This is a genomic window from Rhodopirellula maiorica SM1 (assembly GCF_000346295.1).
Classification (GTDB): Bacteria; Planctomycetota; Planctomycetia; order Pirellulales; family Pirellulaceae; genus Novipirellula; species Novipirellula maiorica.
The window spans coordinates 1-17,499 of record NZ_ANOG01000761.1; the positions used below are offsets into that span (position 1 = coordinate 1).

Sequence of the window (17,499 nt, forward strand, 5' to 3'; positions counted from 1 at the left end):
TCACTAAATCAACAAGCCGCTAGCCCCGGTTGAATGTCGGAACCGTGGCTAGCGCCAAAGCGGCTAACAGGAGTTCCCCAATGATTCCTGCCTACCTGCTTACATTGGCACAGCGGATGCTGTGGACCGCCAACGTTTCAATTCAACTCAATTCAGTCGGAGACTACCATTGATCGGTTTTAATCGAAATTCACTTTTAGCGAGTGCGTGCTTGTGGGGTATCGCAAGCCCGATGATTTCGGCAACGCTTCATGCACAACAAACGGTTTCGGCAGCGACGTCTGCTGTTTCGGGGATCGACAAGTCGCTGTTTAGCGAGAGTGTTTCGCCTGGCGAGAACTTTTACAAATATGCCAATCAGAAGTGGTTGGAAACGACACAGATTCCGGGTGACAAATCGGACTATGGCATCTTCACGATTTTGAATGATCAGACTCGCGAGCAAGTTCGTGAATTGATCGAAGCGTCGGCGGCAAAAAAGAGTCGCAAGGGATCGGCGGCACAAAAGATTGGCGACTTGTATCGCAGCGTGACGGACATGCAATCGCGGAACGAAGCAGGGATTTCGCCGATTGAACCTTTGGTCGCCACGATCGATGCGGCGACATCCAAAGCCGATCTTGCCAAGGTGCTCGGCACACTGTCGCGAAATGGCGTTTACGGTCCGTTTGCCACATTTGTTGGCGTGGACGCAAAAAAGAGTGATCAGTACACCGTGTACGTCACCCAGGCGGGATTGACGTTACCGGATCGCGATTATTATCTCGAAGACGTACCACGTTACGTCGAGCTTCGCGAGCAATTGAAGGTCTATATTCGCGATTTGCTAAGCCAGTTTGGTTCGGTAAGTGATGCCGATGTCGAAAGCGTCTACAAAATTGAACATGCAATCGCCCAGTCGCAGTGGTCGAAGACCGAGAATCGCGATCCCGACAAAACCTACAACGCCACGACCGCTACGGAGTTAGCGAAGCAATTTGGTCGTTTCAATTGGGAGGCTTATGCCAAGGCAACCGGGCTTCAGGACCAAGACAAGTACGTCGTCCGGCAACCGAGTTACATTGACGCGTTCGCAACCCAGTTTGCGGATACTGATTTGTCCGCATGGAAAGCGTACTTGCGGTTTCATGTGCTCGACGCCTACGCATCGGAATTGACCGAATCGCTTGAACAGCGTCACTTTGATTTTCATAGCACCGCGATCAGCGGGATCACCGAACAAGAACCGTTATGGAAACGAGCGGTCAACACGACCAGCGGTGTGTTGGGCGAACTTGTGGGCCAAGTTTATGTGGAGCGGCATTTCAAGCCCGAAGCAAAGGAACGAATGAACGAATTGGTTGAAAACTTGAAACAAGCTTTCGCGAAACGGATTCAGACGCGCGATTGGATGAGTGAAGGGACCAAGAAACAAGCGATCGAAAAGCTGGGATTGTTCACGACCAAGATCGGCTATCCGGACGAGTGGAAAGACTATTCCAAGCTGAGTATTGATCCTGATTCGTTGGCATCCAACATCATCGCATCGGCAAATTTCGAGCATCAGCGAGATTTGCAAAAATTAGGTGGTCCGATTGATCGCAACGAGTGGCACATGACGCCACAAACGATCAACGCCTATTACAACCCGACGATGAACGAGATCGTATTCCCGGCGGCAATTTTGCAGCCACCGTTTTTCAATATGGCTGCCGACGATGCCGTCAACTACGGTGCGATTGGCGCCGTGATCGGGCATGAATTGAGCCACGGATTTGACGACAAGGGCAGCAAATACGATGGTCATGGCAATCTGCGAATGTGGTGGACTCCGAGTGATCGCGAAGAGTTTGAACGCCGCGCTGCAATCCTTTCGAAACAGTACAGCGACTTTGAACCGGTCGAAGGCAACTTTGTCAACGGTGACTTGACGCTTGGTGAAAACATTGGTGATCTGGGCGGCTTGAGTCTGGCGTACGAGGCCTACCAAATTTCGCTTGACGGCAAAGAGGCACCTGTGATCGATGGGTTGACCGGGGACCAGCGGTTCTTTCTGGGGTGGTCGCAAATTTGGCGACGATTGTACCGCGAACAAGAGTTGTTGAAGCGATTGATAACCGATCCCCACAGCCCCAGTGAGTATCGCGTTAACGGCATCGTTCGCAATATGGATGCTTGGTACAAGGCGTTTGACGTCAAGCCAAATGACCCGTTGTACTTGCCGCCGGACGAACGTGTCCGCATCTGGTAATTTCGATTTGGCATGGATGTCATCTGAATCAATCAAGGTAACGAAAGTTGCGATGACTTTCGTATGGCGGTCGCGGCGGTGACTTGGTTTTCGATCCGCGCGCGACGCCTTCGTGGGGATCGCTTTTCTGTTGAGCGAATTATTGGCTGTTGTCTGGCGTATCGCGAATCCACGCCCCCCTCTCTCCGCCGCTCAGCCTTGCCCCGCCGACCGAGCTGTGGCTGCTCGGGTGCGTCCTTCTTTTCGTGGTCAATTTCGCTAGGACGATCGTTGCATCCGCTAGGACCGGAACAATGCATTGTGGTTCCGCGCGAGGAGCACGTTGGGTTGCGTCGGCAAATTTTCTCTATCCGGAAGCTTCTGGCGTAATTTGTACGGTTTGGGCGACCTGTGCCCTAATCGTGGTCTATGTTTTCGTGGGTCATTCGATCGTGAGAGTGCCGCGTCCCCCCCATGGGCATGTTAGGGGGTGGTGAGCGGTTCACGTAACGTGATGACTCGCGCAGCGTGCTTCGTATCTGAGCCTTGTTTTGGAAACAGGGATGGCAGTCGAAGTCGAATAAAACATTGTCTGAGCATTCACCGGGGAACTTCCAGTCATGCGATCTGGTACACAAACAGCCAAACCTGAAGTCAATCGTCAACATCAGTTCGAAGAGATCAAGCGTCGCATTCACGGGAAATTGGTCGACAAGCTAGACCTGTCACGTGTGGGCGAATTGAAGGGCGAAACGCTGACTCGTGAAATTCGCCTGGTGGTCGAGCATCTCTGTGATGCCGAAGACACACTGCTGAACCGCCAGGAACGCGACCGTATCATTGACGAAGTGCTCGATGAAGTGCTCGGACTTGGGCCGCTCGAGTTGATTTTGAAAGACCCCAAGGTCAGCGATATTCTGATCAATGGTCCCAAGAACATTTACGTTGAAAAAGGCGGCCGGATGCAAAAGACGGACGTCGAGTTCCGTGACGGCAAGCATCTGCTGCAGATCATCGACCGGATCGTCAGCAAAGTGGGACGCCGTGTCGACGAAACCTGTCCGATGGTGGACGCTCGTTTGGAAGACGGTTCACGTGTGAATGCGATCATTCCTCCGCTTGCACTCGATGGAGCCGCGGTTTCGATTCGTCGTTTCGGTAGTAACCCGCTGAAGCTCGAAGACTTGTTGAATTACAAGGCCTTCACACCTGAGATGGTGATGTTGTTAGAAGGCTGTATCAAGGCGCGTTTGAACATGATCATTGCCGGGGTACCGGTTCTGGTAAAACGACGTTGCTGAACACACTTTCCTCATTCATTGGTCACGATGACCGTATCGTCACGATCGAAGACGCGGCGGAATTGCAGCTGCAACAAGACCACGTGGTGCGATTGGAAACGCGTCCGCCGAATATCGAAGGCACCGGTGCGGTGACCGCAACCGATTTGGTCAAAAATGCACTGCGTATGCGTCCCGAACGAATCATCATCGGCGAATGTCGTGGTGGTGAGACGTTGGACATGTTGCAAGCGATGAACACCGGTCACGATGGATCGTTAACAACGATTCACGCCAATACGCCTCGTGACGCGATCGCTCGTTTGGAAACGCTGGTCATGATGGCGGGTTTTGATTTGCCCGTCAAAGCGATTCGCCAACAAATTTCGGGTGCGGTCGACGTTTTGATTCAAGCTAACCGTTTGCAGGGCGGTCCACGTCGGGTGACGGCGATCACCGAAGTGGTTGGTATGGAACAAGACACGATCGTATTGCAAGACATTTATCGCTATGTGCAAAAGGGCGTTGACGAAGACGGCAAGGCATTCGGTCACTTTGAGTGCACCGGAGTCCGGCCATCGTTTATGGACAAATTGGAATCATCCGGGGTGCGTTTGCCCGCCAGTGCATTCCGCGAACGCGTGATCATGCCGGCCTAAGTCCGGGATACCGTCCACTTTAAGCGTGTCGGTCGCAGGTCGATTCCTCGTCGACATGCATGGTTACAAAAACACAAAGTAAACCGAGCCATCAAGTGCCCGCCGCGTTGACGCGAACAGCGGGTCACGCCTGAACCACTTCCTCGAGAATTAAAGCTTTCCTGTCATGAGCGGAATCGTCATCGTTGTCGCCGTGGGTGTCTTTGTTGCGTCCATCGTCGCATTTGCCATCAACGTCCTGATGCCAAACTCGGACTCGACGTCTGCAGAAGACCGATTGGCTGCAATGGCTTCGCGTCGTGGGGCGACGAACAACCCGGAATCGGATTTCAAGTCGCTGTTGCTCAATGGCGGCGAGAACTCAACCAATCCATTAGCCAAGTTCTTGGAAGAAGTACCGGGGCTGAACGACTATCTCGAGCAGGCCGACATCAGCATGAATGCGATGCAGTTTGCCACGATTTGTTTGGCTGCGGTCGGAGGCGGTATTGCCGTCACCGTGGTCTCTCCTCTGCCGGTTTTGTTGGCGCCGATCGTGGGGTTGGCTTTCGTGACACTACCAGTTGGTTGGTTGATTTTTAAACGCAAGCGGCGGTTAAACAAATTTGGTAACCAGATGCCTGAGGCACTCGAGTTGCTAGGCCGATCGCTTCGCGCAGGGCACTCGTTGAACGCAGGTTTCGACTTGGTTGCCAAGCAGATGGAAGCACCCTTGTCGGTTGAGTTTGGTCGGGCGTTTGAAGAACAAAATTTTGGGATTCCACTCGAAGAAGCAATCGAGGGGATGGCGGCTCGTGTTCCCAATATGGACCTTCGCTTCTTTGCCACCGCAATTATTTTGCAGCGTCAAACTGGGGGCGATTTGGCTGAAATCCTTGACAAGATCAGCCACTTGGTTCGCGAACGTCTGCAAATCCAAGGTCAAATTCAAGCGTTAACGGGCGAAGGCCGGATGAGCGGTGCGGTGCTGTTGGCGTTGCCACCGGTATTGTTCATCGTGATGCTGAAATTGAACTACGACTACGTGATGATGTTGTTCACTGACGAATATGGTCAATACATGCTCGGCGGTGCATTGTTTTCACAATTGTTGGGTGCGCTGATGATTAAGAAAATTATCACCATCAAAGTTTAAGCAAGCCAATCGTCACAGCGTCGTGATGACGTCGTGATGTTTCCATCGATCTGACGCTATAACCTCTCGAATTTTTTATCTCGCCGAACAAGTTCTGCCAGGAACTACCTATCATGAACACATTCACGATACTCGCTTTTGCTTTGGATCCGGTGACGCTGACGTCGATCGCAATCTTTGTTGCGGTGACCGGTGTCGCTTGGGTCGTGCTCGGACGCGTTAGCGGTGACGACAAGCCTCGCGCCGAAGCTCGTCTTGATGCAATGCGTAGCTCTCGAGGAGCCGCAGTCGAGCTTTCTGATATCGACAAGAAACGAGATAAGAACGCAAAGCTGGCTGCGGCGCTCGAAAAGGCCACCTCGCCACTAAAGGACACGGTGACCGGCAGCGAAGAAGAGATGGGCGCGTTGCGAGTCGAGTTGATGAACGCAGGGTTCCGCCGCGATACCGCGCCAGTGGTGTTCAAGGGAATTCAGTTGATCATCGCATGTATCGGACTGTTTTTCGGAGGCGTGTTGGGGATCTTCACGGATGGATTGACCCAAGGCATGTTGGTGAAATTGCTGGGCGGTCTAATTGTTGGATTTATGCTTCCCAAGTTCGTGCTCGGACATTTGGCGAAGAAGCGTAAAGAGAAAATCTTTCTCGGTTTGCCTGACGCATTGGACTTGATGGTGGTTTGCGTCGAAGCTGGTCTCGGGATGGACCAAGCACTGCGGAAAGTTTCCGAAGAAATGAAGAAGAGTCATCGTCATATCGGCGAAGAATTCAACGTGGCCAACCAACAATTGCAATTTGGTAGCCCACGAAGCGAAGTGCTCACCGCACTCGGGCAACGAAGCGGCGTGGATGATCTAAAGCAGTTGGCTTCGATTTTGATTCAAGCGGACAAGTTCGGCTCGAGCGTGGGAAGTGCCCTGCGTGTTCAGAGTGACGCGATGCGAACCAAGCGACGGCAAATCGCGGAAGAAAAGGCTGCAAAAACAGCGGTGAAAATGATTTTCCCACTCGTATTGTTCATTTTCCCCGGCATCTTTGTGGTCCTGGTTGGGCCTGCCGGTATCAGCATGTATCGCAACATGCTCAGCCAATAATCGATTGCCGATCGGTTACCCGGACGTGTGTCCGGGGACGATCAACACGGGGTGGGGACTGCGACGAATGCGGTCTTGGACAAACCCCTGGCCAAATCGATCGTCGGCCTCCAACGGCATGACGAGCAGCATTTTGTGCTTGTCACTGAGTGGATTCGGCGGTGCAATTTCACCGGCTTGGGGTGACAAGCGGTAACTCAGGTTACGCTGCGTCGCTGTTTTTGCCATCGCGGCGTGGATCGTTTGATGCGTCTTGGTCAACGCGTCGCTGAACTGTTCCGGCTCAAACGGTTTTTCGGGATCGATCGCTTCGAGAATGCTGCGGATGTTCTCGAAATGCTCTTTCTCGATCACAAGATTAAGCGTCACGGTCGCTTTTTCATTTGCTAAGCCAAACACCCAACCTGCGGCACGTTGTTCCATGTCGCATTCGCTGCCGACAATCATCGACACGGTGTGACAGCACTCGCCTAGGGGCTGGTCGTCACGTCGAATGACCAGGATCGGTTTAGGGCAGCGGCTGAGCAGTACGTCGATCACGGTCCCGGCGCTGTCGGTCCCGACGTGCTCGAACGAACGTCCGAAAGGACAAGGGATAATCACCAAATCCACATCATGGCGATCAAGCGACGCGAGGATCTTCTCATAGGCTTCGCCTTCGGCGGAGCTGACCGGACGAGCTCCCGAAATTTTCTTGCACATGCTGGCGGCCAATTCCGAATCACCGCTGACGCTGTCACGTGCGTCCAGCACCAGTGTTTCGATATTGAAGCGATCACGCAAATCAAGTGCGGACGTCAATCCCGTTTCGTCTTGCGGCGAGCCGTCGAGAACCCACAGTACTCGCGCGGGCACGATCGGAGTGATTGCGGCGGCATGGCCAACTTTGGATCGCTCGAACATTCGCATCGAAGCATCGACTTCGCGATCCAGGTCATGGGATTCAGATTCGTTGTTCATTTTCTTTCCATCGATCAATGGGCGAGAGTGGGTAGATCGGGGATCCAACCTAAGTTGTAAGCCAGCATCACATAGACAATCGCCCCAGCGACTTGCACCAACATGATGCTGCCGCCGAGTTTTAGAAACGTTCCCCAGCCGATGTGGATCCCGGCTTCGCGTTTTAATGCATAGATCGCAATTACGCACGAAATCGAACCAATCGGCGTTCCGTTGCCGCCAAGGTTGCAGCAGATGATCAGCGTCCACCACAGCGGTTCGGCTGGTACCGAGTCACCAGAGATGTCCTGGACGATCGGGATCAAGGTGGCGGCGACAGGAATGTTGTCGACAATCGAACTGGCAACCGCGGAAAAAATGCCAAGCAACGGAACCAACAACGACAGTTGGTTGTCCGACAGTGCGATCACCTGTTCGGCGACCCAGCCGAGAGCTCCGGTTTGTTTGACACATCCGATGATGACAAACAATCCCATAAAGAACAGAATCACGGTCCAGTTGACTTTGTGAATTGCATCCTCGACTCCCTTGCCGGCAAACAATAACGCAGCGGTCGCACCGACCATGGCGACGAAATCCATCCCCACGCCCAATTGCTGTGCCAGTGCAAAGCCGACGACGGTCAACGCCAAAATGGTGGCGCTTCGCAACAAAATCCTACGATCCTCGACCAACGCCCAAGGATCAAACGTTTCGATTTGATCTTGCAAGGCCGCCTTTTGTTCGGCCGATTGTTTCCAAGGCAATTCGTTGCGAAAAAAGAACCGCAAAAATGCAATCGCGATGAACAGACTGATTACCGCATAGGGCAGCGAGACTTTCAAAAATTGCATATACGGAATCCCCGCAGCCGTCCCGATCATGATGTTGGGCAAGCCACTGGCGAACGTGGCGATCGCGCCGCTGTTGGCACAGATGGCGACGCTCAGCAGCAACGGAGCGGGCTTGTAGTCGAGTGATCGACAAATCACAAGCACCAACGAGCTTAGAATCAACATCGCGGGAACGATCGTCAGCACCGAAACAAACAGGAACGTTACCAAGCACAACGTCAGATACAACTTGCTCGCTTGGCCGCCAGTGAATCGCACGATCCACATGCTAAGAAAGTGGAACAGGCCGCTCTTGCCCACGACATCGACGAGGATTCCCGTGCCAATGATGACACCGAAGATATTCAGATCTTCTTTTAGGAAATCGTAGATCTTGGGATACGCAAACAGATCCAGCGCGATACCGAGTACCACCAACACGGCGGCTCCGCACAACGCTGCAACGGTTTTATGGAACCGTTCAATCGCGACACCGACGTAAGTCGCCATCATCACGGCCGCGAACAGCAACATGATTCCAGCCGATGCGGGTTCGATCGGCGTTTCTTCTATAGCAGCAGCGAGCAAGTCCATCGGATAGTTCATCAATGCGGAGCAGGCAGACAGGATACGAAGAGCCCCCACAACCTATCACGTCTTGGGGGATCGTCCAGCACCGAGTTGACCTTGTTTTTCTAGGTCACGCACGATCAGGTCGGCGTTGCGGCGATTGCTTTTCCAGTAAACATCAAAAATGTCACCGACCACCGGAATCGCACCGCCCAAAATATCCAACAGGGCATTGAACAGCATTTTCCAAAACACCCGCTTTCGCGTTCCCAGCCGGAATGCGTGCCAAAACAGATACCCATGGCTAACGGCGGTGGCGGCGTCCCCGATTCCCGGAATCAAGCCAATCAAACTGTCCAATCCAAACCGGATATTGGTTCCCGGAATGTGGAATCGGTCATCCAACATCGAGGCAAAACGATACAGTTTTTCAAGATCGGGATTCTGAGATCGGTCGTTTGCTTTGGCGTGGGGCATCAAGGATGACTGCTAAAAATAGGTTTAGATAGGATGATCACGAGCGATAGTAATCGATCCACTGGATTTCAATCTTCGTTTCGTCCGAGAGTAATTTGCCGGGAATCTCTATTTGCATCGCCTCTTTCGTAGGCAAGACACGGATCTTGGCTTTTTGAGAAGGTAAGTTCTGGAATTTGGTGCCCTGGTCGGTCAAAATGAACTGGTCCATTGCACCGCTGGTTCGCCGCGAACCTTGAACCAGGATCGCTTTGCCTCGCAGCGTCAAGCCTTCGAGTTCGGCGAGCGGCTTTCCAGTGATGTATTGAATTTTCACAACGACGGTTTTGGGCCAGGAGGTTTCCGTAGTTCCACGCTGCAGTTTTAGCTTGCCAATACCTGTGGAGGAAAAAATCTGGATTTGAAGTTGTTCGTCCGCCAGTGTGATCTCGCCACGGTCCCCCGGCTTCTTCGTCTTGTCCATCGTGAGCGAATAGCGTTCCACATCCGATGCATTCAGCGGCGAAGTCAACGACAGCACGATTAACAGAAGTGCGGCAAGGGGAAATCGAGAGTGGATTTTTGTCGACATGACGTTCAAGCCATCTTGTAACGTGGGAGAAATTTTTGTCTTCGCCTTATTCACCGCCGCTGCCCCATCGTCCCGTCGTTCACCGCATGTGTGGCATTGCCACCCGATTCATTGCAGGCGTCTTTGCGTTGCTGTTTGTGGGGATCATGATCATGGCCGTGTATCAGTTGCGGACGATGATCTTGTACGGAGCGGGGACGGCGGGCCCGATTCCGTTGGTTATCGCCACCGGTTTCCAATTGACCATCCTGGCCGTGATCATCGCGATGCTGTGGCGATTGAGCAATCATTTTCTGTATCCTACCACGCATGGTTTTTGGCGTATGCGACCGAGAAAATGCCTCTCATTTGTTGGCATATCATGCGAACCTGGATCTATCGCAGGCTTCACTGCCCGATCCACAGTACGCTCCGTTGCGGCTGCGTGAGTTGCTGTTGATTTACACGTTAATGGATCGGCAAGAGCACCCCGATCGGTTGCTGGCGTTATTGGCGACGATGAAAATGCATCCGGATCTTCAGGACCCGCTCGCAGCCCGAGACGCCCCAGGGCTTCAAAAGCAACCCCAAATCCAAGTTGGGGCTGCGAAGCAAGATCGATCCGAGCAATTTCCCCCACCTCAATCCAGCCCATCCCCATCTAGCCCGTCCCCATCCAGCACGCCCCAGTCTTCCGCGGGGTAATGCCGATGCGGGGGCAGGCGAAATGGCGTTTCGCCTCTACTTTTCAGGGCGACACCGGTTTTCAAGCCATCCGTATCTCGATTGCGGTGGGAACTACATTGTGGCTTGTGTTTTCAGCGGAACCTTGCAGCGATCGGCAACGATTTGCAAATGGTGCTGCAGATGTCCCGCTGCGATCCAAGCGAGTGCCCGCACCGTGACCGTTTGTTTTTCCGCGACACCGCGACGATCCCATGCGTTGGGAGTGATTCGCCTCAACAAGGCCACATTCGCTTGGCGAAGTGCTCCTAATTCGCTGACGATTTGATGGAAACTGCCAAGCCCAAAGCGGCTGTCGGCATACAGGTTTTCATCCCATCCGGGCAATTCCGTCGTGTCGCCCGCAGCAAATCGCATAATGCGATAACCAAATACCCGTTCGGCATTGCTGCAGTGCTCGTAGACTTGGCGAATCGTCCAAGCATAGGGCGGGTGGACCTTGTCGAGCTGCTCGGTGCACAAGCTGCCTGCCAACTCGCAGATCGTAAACAATTGGTTGTCCATCGCCTTTAAGACACAGTCACCACTGACTCGCTCGATCAATTCTCGATGGTAGGGCAAGGTCGTTTCAGCGGGCGTTGGACGCCGGCTCGCAATTGGTGTCATGGTTCGAGGTGATTCAACGAGGTGAGTGGGAGGGAATATTTGTGCGGCGACCGATCAAGCAGCCTGTATTCAGCATGATGGGACGACCACCGAGTTGAGTTGATCTAAGGATACCAATGTCAAAATAATACCAAGATATAGATTATTTCTCGATTCGACATTTTCGATTTCCATCGTCACTGTGGTTTTGCCCGCGTCGCATGTGGTTGTTGCAGCCAAGCGAGGGGGGGGAGGCGTGTTTTTGTATGTCAGGAACCTGCAAAAATTTTTATACAATCCTATCAGAAAGATGGAACTCAATTTATTACGTCGAGGAATAGAATCTGCTACAAATGATATTTCAGATCAGCAACGCGCGTACGAGGGGGGTATTTTGCTACAGTTCATTGCGTTACTGCTCGCGATGGCGATGTTAGCTGGCCTCGTCATCATTGCTGCGGGATATCGTCAACTAGCCAAGATGCAACAGCATTGCGATTCGTCGCTTGAGTGTTTGGTCGAAGCGATTGCAAAAGAGCATCTCATTGTTGGGCATCTGCTTGATGCATTGCCGAGCGATTTCGAGATGGCGTATCAGGTCCAATTGGCCGAAGCGTTTCGAAAATCGGACAACGCATTAAAAAAACTGCGTTCGGACAGTTCCAACCGCACTTCGGCAAAGGCTCTAGCCGACGAACAGCGTCAATTGTTGATGACATCGACGACACTGGTAAAACGAATCGAGGACAACGATGTCCTTTCACACCACGGATCGATCCGTGGGTGCATCAAAGGACTCGCCGACGCGCAAGAAAAATCGCACGCTGCGATGGTTTCGTACAACTTGGCGGTGATCTCGATGGCGACACATCGCGAACTTGCAATCCCATCGTTGGTTTGCATGATCGTTCGAGCTCACGCTACCCACCGTCCACTGATCGATTGGACTCCTGATTCGAGCAGTTCCAGTGTGGAATGCGACTACTGATCCGAATCATGGGACAAGTGGCTCATCCATTTGGCTGTCTGTTCAATCGATTCACCATCAATGGTGTGTCCTCCACGAAACGAATGAAATTCCGTTTCGATGTCTGCTTCGCTTAGCCACTGTGACAACGCGACAGCACTGGAGTAAGGCAGAATGGGGTCGACGTTGCCATGCGATTGATAGACGCGGGTTTGCTCGAGCCGGCTGAGCGAGGCGGTCCAATGCGATTGGCAAACCAACGTTCCTGAGAACAGGATCAAGATTTGCGGAGGATCGATATTCCCACGCAGCGCCGTGTCGAGCGTCAGCATCGCACCCTGAGAAAATCCGCCCAACACCAGCGGAGCGGTGGGGGCGTCCATGTCCGCTTTCATCGCTGTGATGCTTTCGCTCAGCGATTGGCGAGCTTCATCGATTCCCGGCGGGACGGCGGTATGGAGTTCGCTAAACGACGAGGATTGAACGTGTTGTGCAAGTTGAGCCATATTGATCGGCCACCAAGCACGCCCATCGGGCATTCCCATTTCGGCCAGCGTTTGCGGCGCCGCAGGGAACACGAAGCGGAAATCGCCTGCGTCTTCGCCGAGCAGTGTGATCCATTCGAATGCCAGCGAAGCGAGGTCGGTCCCGGGAGCTCCGTAGCCGTGACACAGAACGACTAAAACTTTTGGCGACGGGCCTCCATCGATGACAATGCAATCGAGTGATCCGTAAAGCGTGCGGCGGGGTTCGAGCATGACCGGTGAGGGGCTTGTTGAAAATGGACTCTCCACCGCAGCGTGGCTGGGCGGAATTTTCGTGGCAGATTGCGGCCTAGGAATAGGCCGCGGAGCCCTGTTTTTAGGTGATCCCGGCAGCTTAGAAAAGGTGGTTGCCCCGCAGCGTGAATGTGACGTCCTTGGATCGGGCCAGTGAAATAGCGGGCCAGTGAAATAGCGGGCCAGTGAAATAGCGGACGCGTGAAATAGCGGGCACGTGAAAATTCGGGCGGGTAAAAAATTACGCTCCTTCACCCGAGGTAGGCATCCCCAGTTGACGCATTTTGCGGTACAGATTCGAGCGATGCAGTCCGAGTCGCTCGGCAGCTTCGGTCATGTTGCCGCGACAGTTTTCGATCGCCTGATTGATGTGGGCAATTTGATAGATGCGAGTCGCATCGGACAGCGTCGCCGGGGCATTGGATAAAAACGATGCTTCTCGGTTGCCGCCCGACTGCAGCGGCGAATTTCCGGTCAACATCAAGTCATCGACTCCGATCCGATCCCCACTGCACAAATAGCAAACACGTTCCATCGTGTTTCTTAGCTCGCGGACATTTCCGGGCCACGGGTGCGACAACATCATTAGTTTCGCGTTCGCATCGAGTATCGGAACCGTTCGTCCGATTTGATAGGCGAAATGTTTTAGAAAGTGATTCGCAAGCATCAAGACGTCGTCGCCCCGTTTAGCGAGCGAGGGAAGCGTCAGCGAAACGACATTCAGGCGGAAGAACAAATCCTCGCGAAAACGTTTTTCGGCAATCCGTTGTTCGAGCGGTTGATTGGTCGCCGCGATCACGCGGACGTCGACGGGAATCGTTTGCGATCCTCCGACACGAACGACCACTTTGTCTTCGAGCACACGCAACAATTTTGCTTGTCCTCCGGGACTCATGTCGCCCACTTCATCCAAGAACAGCGTTCCGCCATTGGCCAGTTCGAACTTGCCGACTCGGGTTTGGCTGGCGTCGGTGAACGAGCCTTTCTCGTGGCCAAACAGTTCGCTTTCCAATAACGACTCGACCAAAGCCGCACAATTAACGGCAATAAACGGACCGCTTCGGCGATTGCTTTCGTAATGAATGTGTCGCGCCAACACCTCTTTGCCCGTGCCGTTGCTGCCCAGCACAAGCACCGTTAAATCGGTTGCGGCAACCTTTTGGGCGTTCTTTCGCACTTGGTCAATCGAGGGATGATTGCCGATTAGTTGAGTTTTCGAGGCGGCATCGTCGACCAATCGGTCACGCGAATCGGTCAGCGATTTTCTTGTCTGCAGACTGTGGATCGCGGCAGCGGCGTGCAGTGCCAAGTCCGACAGCAGCATGGCGTCGGATTGATCGAACGATCCGCCGCGACGATTGATCGCTTCAAACACCCCCACGATTTCTTCGCGACCGTGTGCAGTTGGTTTGGTGTTCGCACCAAAGTGGGCGACCGGGTTGCACATCGGGACGGCCACCAATGAGTGCGTTTGGAACTCGAGCGAACGGTCGACTGTGCGGTTGACTCGCGATTCATCGTCATCGCTATTGCCGTTCCATATTTTAGCTTCGCCGGTGCTGAGTACTTCGCCGACCACGCCCGCTTTGTCATCCACTTCGAGCGGTTTGCCTTGGACACCGAGTGCCGGGCGTCCGACAAGTTTCTTGCGGCGTCGGTCCCACAAAAAGATGCTGGCGCGTTCGCAGTGCAATAGCTTCGTGGCGGTGTCGGCAATTCGTTGCAGCAAGGCTTCATCATCATCAAGTTGCTGCCACTGGGCCGCAGCACGCAGTACCGAAGACAATTGATCGATTCGCTGCAGATTGCGGTCATGCGTATCGATTCGGTGTAACGCCGCCGACAACATGTCGGCAATCGGTTGAGTGTGAGGGGCCGATTTCGCCGGCTCGATTCGACTCATGTCGTCGGCCAATCGCATCACCAAAGCGGAACTGGGCGATGGTTCGCCAACCATTGTGCCGCCGCGTTGCGGTTGGGCCAGCGGGATCGCATGCCAACCGTCGGCCGAAATCGTGACACCGCGTTCAAACGCTTCACCGACTAATTCAGGCGGAAACGGCAATTTTTCTCCGACCCAGCATTCCGGTGTCCATTTACCGCTGCGTTGGCTGACCAACCCGCCTAAGGTTCCCCCCATCGATTGCAGTACTCCAGGAATCGCCACGTCTAAAAAATCATGACGGGAATGGTCTGCTTGCAATGTCTTCAAAATATCCATCGATAACTCATTATCGAACCGGTCGGATTCAATCAATGCAGGTGTCTCGGTCATTGAAAGGTTTCCTCAGCGAAATTAGACAAATAGACGAGGATGGTACTTACCCGTTATCCTACGACTTCGTTGCCACGCGGCGCGAAGTTCAATCGCGTAAACTGTTGATGCGATATTTGCAAAACTCGGTCTCCATACGTGACCGCCAAGATTTTTAGGAATGAAGTGACGATGCAATTCAAAGGCAAAAAAGGTCTGATTTTGGGCGTGGCGAACGACCATTCGATCGCGTGGGCCATCGCAAAACAAATCATGGATCAAGGTGGTGAATGTGGATTTACCCATCTGCCAGATCGCGCCGATGACGAACGACAACGAAATCGCCGTCGCGTTTCGCAATTAACTGACAAGTATGAGAACGCGAAGTTTCTTGTACCCATGGATGCGCAAAATGACGACGATATCCGCAGTGTTTTTGATCACACTGCAGAACAATTTGGAAAAATTGATTTTATGCTGCATTCCATCGCGTTTGCGGATCGCGACGACCTTTCTCGCGATACCGTTGAAACAAGCCGCGCTGGATTTAAATTGGCGATGGATGTCAGTGTCTACACTTTGATCGCTTGTACTAATGCTGCTAAGGGTATCATGAACCCGGGGGGTGCGATAGCTACCATGACCTATTTTGGGGGTGAGAAGTGCGTCCCCGGCTACAACGTCATGGGGATCTGTAAAGCAGCATTGGACGCGACGGTGCGCTATTTGGCCTATGATATGGGGCCATTAGGGGTGCGGGTGAACGCCCTTTCAGCTGGCCCAATCCGTACGCTAGCCGGTCGGGCTGCGGGTGTCGAAAAAATGTTGACGATGTACGAGCACATGGCGCCGATGGGCCGCAACGTGACTCACGACGAAGTCGCACGGACCGGCGCGTTCTTGCTCGGTGATGATAGCAATGGAATCACCGGCGACATTCTGCACGTCGATGGGGGATACCACGCGATGGGCAGCCCAGGACGTCTGTTGGATCAATTGAAGCAGTCCTAAACGGCGTTTCAGCCCCCGTCCCCGCTTCGACCCGTCCCCGCTTCGACACCCGTCCCCGCTTCGACACTGACCTTGAATTGGGACATGCGAAGCGGGAATGTTTTTCACCGCACGACATCAGTGCGATGGCTTCTCTTGATGGCCTGAGCCCGTTTCCTCTAATCCTAAGACTCGATTGGATTTCTGATGGTAAGAACTGCAAGTACAATGTTGCCCCTTGGCACTGCCGCGCCCGATTTCAAACTTCCCGAATGCGGCGGAGGCGAAGTGTCGTTGGCCGACGTTTCGAGCGGCAAGGCGTTGCTGGTGATCTTCATGTGCAACCATTGTCCCTACGTCAAGCATGTGGCCGACCAACTCAAGTTGCTCGCCGATGAATATATGGCCAAAGGCGTTTCGGTGGTCGGGATCAGCAGCAATGATGCGGACAAGTATCCCGACGATAATCCCGAAGCGATGCAGAAGGAGAAATCGGAGCGTGGTTACGCATTCCCTTACCTGTTTGACGAGGACCAAAGTGTCGCTCAGGCTTATCACGCGGCATGCACCCCGGACTTTTTCTTGTTCGACGACCAAACGAAACTCGTGTACCGAGGCCAACTCGATAGCAGTCGTCCCAAGAGCGACCAACCGGTGACGGGCGAGGATCTGCGGGCCGCGTTGGATGCCGTGCTCGCAGGCGAGAAGCCGAGTGAGAATCAAACGCCTTCGCTGGGTTGCAATATCAAGTGGAAAGAAGGCAATGAACCGCAGTACTTCAATCCGCAAGGTACTGCGTGAGCGACAACGAGGCTCCGCAAAGCTATTTGCATGAATTGACCCTGCGTTTGTCGTTGGGGGCGCTGGGGTTATCGCCCGAGGTCCGCCAGGCTCATGCGAACTGGCTCGTCACGCAACAGCGTGCCGATGGCGGTTTCGCGGGACGCGAAGGCGAAAGCGATCCGTATTACACCGCCTTTGCGTTGCGAGGGCTGTGGATTTTGGATGGTTTGACGCCCGAGGTAGGAGAAAACGCCGCCCGCTTTCTGCGTGGTTGTATGCAGCGCCGCGAATCGATCATCGATTTGATTTCGCTGGTGTTTGCTGCCGCGATCTGTGAATTGTCGGTGGGCGCCGTTGTGATCGCGGACGAGGACGATTCCTGGCGGAACAATATTGCCGATCTGCTTGCGACGCTGCGGACCGGTGATGGCGGTTTCGCGAAAACACCCGAAGGTCGGGCTGGCAGTACCTATCAAACGTTCTTGTCGGTGTTGTGTCATGAATTGATTGAGGTGCCGGTTCCCGATGTCGATGGCATCCTGCGGTTCCTACAATCTCAAGCCCATGACGAGGGCGGGTTTCTCGAAATCCGCGCGGCAAAGCGTGCCGGGGTCAATCCAACCGCCGCGGCGATTGGGACGCTAAAGGCCC

Annotated in this window: 15 protein-coding genes and 1 pseudogene; 9 read left to right on the plus strand and 7 right to left on the minus strand. The window is 53.6% G+C overall.

Going from position 1 to position 17,499, the window contains the following annotated elements:
- Positions 1 to 232 precede the first annotated feature (232 nt).
- The 4 genes and pseudogenes from RMSM_RS24620 to RMSM_RS24635 all read left to right on the plus strand — a co-directional run bounded on the left by RMSM_RS24620 (position 233) and on the right by RMSM_RS24635 (position 6,377).
- Positions 233 to 2,230 (plus strand): M13 family metallopeptidase, encoded by a 1,998-nt coding sequence (locus tag RMSM_RS24620; RefSeq protein ID WP_008702933.1) that lies wholly within the window; start codon positions 233 to 235, stop codon positions 2,228 to 2,230.
- A gap of 599 nt (positions 2,231 to 2,829) precedes the next feature.
- Positions 2,830 to 4,148: pseudogene (locus tag RMSM_RS24625) on the plus strand (CpaF family protein).
- A gap of 166 nt (positions 4,149 to 4,314) precedes the next feature.
- Positions 4,315 to 5,283, plus strand: coding sequence for a type II secretion system F family protein (locus RMSM_RS24630; RefSeq protein ID WP_008702937.1), 969 nt, complete (start codon positions 4,315 to 4,317; stop codon positions 5,281 to 5,283).
- A gap of 113 nt (positions 5,284 to 5,396) precedes the next feature.
- Complete coding sequence (locus tag RMSM_RS24635) at positions 5,397 to 6,377, plus strand: type II secretion system F family protein (protein ID WP_008702939.1); 981 nt, start codon at positions 5,397 to 5,399, stop codon at positions 6,375 to 6,377.
- Between the two features lie 15 nt (positions 6,378 to 6,392).
- On the opposite strand, the gene RMSM_RS24640 is transcribed toward RMSM_RS24635, so the two are convergent.
- The 4 genes from RMSM_RS24640 to RMSM_RS24655 are packed head-to-tail and all read right to left on the minus strand — an operon-like array spanning position 6,393 to position 9,767.
- A complete protein-coding gene (locus RMSM_RS24640) occupies positions 6,393 to 7,337 on the minus strand; it encodes a hypothetical protein (protein WP_040769288.1) in 945 nt (314 codons plus the stop codon).
- A gap of 14 nt (positions 7,338 to 7,351) precedes the next feature.
- Entirely contained in the window at positions 7,352 to 8,755 is a 1,404-nt protein-coding gene (locus tag RMSM_RS24645; RefSeq protein ID WP_008702941.1) for an ArsB/NhaD family transporter, read from the minus strand.
- A gap of 45 nt (positions 8,756 to 8,800) precedes the next feature.
- A complete protein-coding gene (locus tag RMSM_RS24650; protein ID WP_008702942.1) occupies positions 8,801 to 9,196 on the minus strand; it encodes a DUF4112 domain-containing protein in 396 nt (131 codons plus the stop codon).
- Between the two features lie 37 nt (positions 9,197 to 9,233).
- The gene (locus RMSM_RS24655; RefSeq protein WP_040769282.1) at positions 9,234 to 9,767 is read right to left on the minus strand and encodes a hypothetical protein; all 534 of its coding nucleotides are present in this window, start codon (positions 9,765 to 9,767) and stop codon (positions 9,234 to 9,236) included.
- A 35-nt stretch (positions 9,768 to 9,802) separates the two neighbouring features.
- Here RMSM_RS24655 and RMSM_RS40095 point away from each other — a divergent pair, with 35 nt between their 5' ends.
- The gene (locus RMSM_RS40095; RefSeq protein WP_008702943.1) at positions 9,803 to 10,195 is read left to right on the plus strand and encodes a hypothetical protein; all 393 of its coding nucleotides are present in this window, start codon (positions 9,803 to 9,805) and stop codon (positions 10,193 to 10,195) included.
- A gap of 349 nt (positions 10,196 to 10,544) precedes the next feature.
- On the opposite strand, the gene RMSM_RS24670 is transcribed toward RMSM_RS40095, so the two are convergent.
- Positions 10,545 to 11,096 carry a DinB family protein gene (locus tag RMSM_RS24670; protein WP_008702946.1) on the minus strand — a complete coding sequence of 184 codons (552 nt, stop codon included), beginning with the start codon at positions 11,094 to 11,096 and terminating at the stop codon, positions 10,545 to 10,547.
- A gap of 373 nt (positions 11,097 to 11,469) precedes the next feature.
- Here RMSM_RS24670 and RMSM_RS24675 point away from each other — a divergent pair, with 373 nt between their 5' ends.
- Positions 11,470 to 12,063 (plus strand): hypothetical protein, encoded by a 594-nt coding sequence (locus tag RMSM_RS24675; protein WP_008702948.1) that lies wholly within the window; start codon positions 11,470 to 11,472, stop codon positions 12,061 to 12,063.
- Here RMSM_RS24675 and RMSM_RS24680 read toward each other — a convergent pair.
- Together RMSM_RS24680 and RMSM_RS24690 are read right to left on the minus strand one after the other, a co-directional pair.
- On the minus strand, positions 12,057 to 12,800 hold the full coding sequence (locus RMSM_RS24680) for an alpha/beta hydrolase (protein ID WP_008702950.1): 744 nt from the start codon (positions 12,798 to 12,800) through the stop codon (positions 12,057 to 12,059). The two genes, RMSM_RS24675 and RMSM_RS24680, sit on opposite strands and share 7 nt — an antisense overlap.
- 262 nt (positions 12,801 to 13,062) lie before the next feature.
- Positions 13,063 to 15,096, minus strand: coding sequence for a sigma-54-dependent Fis family transcriptional regulator (locus RMSM_RS24690; protein ID WP_008702951.1), 2,034 nt, complete (start codon positions 15,094 to 15,096; stop codon positions 13,063 to 13,065).
- A gap of 171 nt (positions 15,097 to 15,267) precedes the next feature.
- Here RMSM_RS24690 and RMSM_RS24695 point away from each other — a divergent pair, with 171 nt between their 5' ends.
- From RMSM_RS24695 to RMSM_RS24705, 3 genes are all read left to right on the plus strand, one after another.
- Positions 15,268 to 16,086 carry an enoyl-ACP reductase FabI gene (locus RMSM_RS24695; RefSeq protein WP_008702952.1) on the plus strand — a complete coding sequence of 273 codons (819 nt, stop codon included), beginning with the start codon at positions 15,268 to 15,270 and terminating at the stop codon, positions 16,084 to 16,086.
- Positions 16,087 to 16,272: 186 nt separating this feature from the next.
- The gene (locus RMSM_RS24700; RefSeq protein ID WP_040769286.1) at positions 16,273 to 16,866 is read left to right on the plus strand and encodes a thioredoxin family protein; all 594 of its coding nucleotides are present in this window, start codon (positions 16,273 to 16,275) and stop codon (positions 16,864 to 16,866) included.
- The coding region (locus RMSM_RS24705; RefSeq protein WP_008702956.1) for a prenyltransferase/squalene oxidase repeat-containing protein at positions 16,863 to 17,499 on the plus strand (637 nt) is incomplete at its 3' end. The genes RMSM_RS24700 and RMSM_RS24705, both read left to right, overlap by 4 nt.

Excerpts from the sequence above, each read along its gene's own strand:
- RMSM_RS24620 (WP_008702933.1), top strand. The coding sequence starts at position 233 with ATGATTTCGGCAACGCTTCATGCACAACAAACGGTTTCGGCAGCGACG.
- RMSM_RS24630 (WP_008702937.1), top strand. The coding sequence starts at position 4,315 with ATGAGCGGAATCGTCATCGTTGTCGCCGTGGGTGTCTTTGTTGCGTCC.
- RMSM_RS24635 (WP_008702939.1), top strand. The coding sequence starts at position 5,397 with ATGAACACATTCACGATACTCGCTTTTGCTTTGGATCCGGTGACGCTG.
- RMSM_RS24640 (WP_040769288.1), bottom strand. The coding sequence starts at position 7,337 with ATGAACAACGAATCTGAATCCCATGACCTGGATCGCGAAGTCGATGCT.
- RMSM_RS24645 (WP_008702941.1), bottom strand. The coding sequence starts at position 8,755 with ATGAACTATCCGATGGACTTGCTCGCTGCTGCTATAGAAGAAACGCCG.
- RMSM_RS24650 (WP_008702942.1), bottom strand. The coding sequence starts at position 9,196 with ATGCCCCACGCCAAAGCAAACGACCGATCTCAGAATCCCGATCTTGAA.
- RMSM_RS24655 (WP_040769282.1), bottom strand. The coding sequence starts at position 9,767 with ATGTCGACAAAAATCCACTCTCGATTTCCCCTTGCCGCACTTCTGTTA.
- RMSM_RS24670 (WP_008702946.1), bottom strand. The coding sequence starts at position 11,096 with ATGACACCAATTGCGAGCCGGCGTCCAACGCCCGCTGAAACGACCTTG.
- RMSM_RS24680 (WP_008702950.1), bottom strand. The coding sequence starts at position 12,800 with ATGCTCGAACCCCGCCGCACGCTTTACGGATCACTCGATTGCATTGTC.
- RMSM_RS24690 (WP_008702951.1), bottom strand. The coding sequence starts at position 15,096 with ATGACCGAGACACCTGCATTGATTGAATCCGACCGGTTCGATAATGAG.
- RMSM_RS24695 (WP_008702952.1), top strand. The coding sequence starts at position 15,268 with ATGCAATTCAAAGGCAAAAAAGGTCTGATTTTGGGCGTGGCGAACGAC.
- RMSM_RS24700 (WP_040769286.1), top strand. The coding sequence starts at position 16,273 with ATGGTAAGAACTGCAAGTACAATGTTGCCCCTTGGCACTGCCGCGCCC.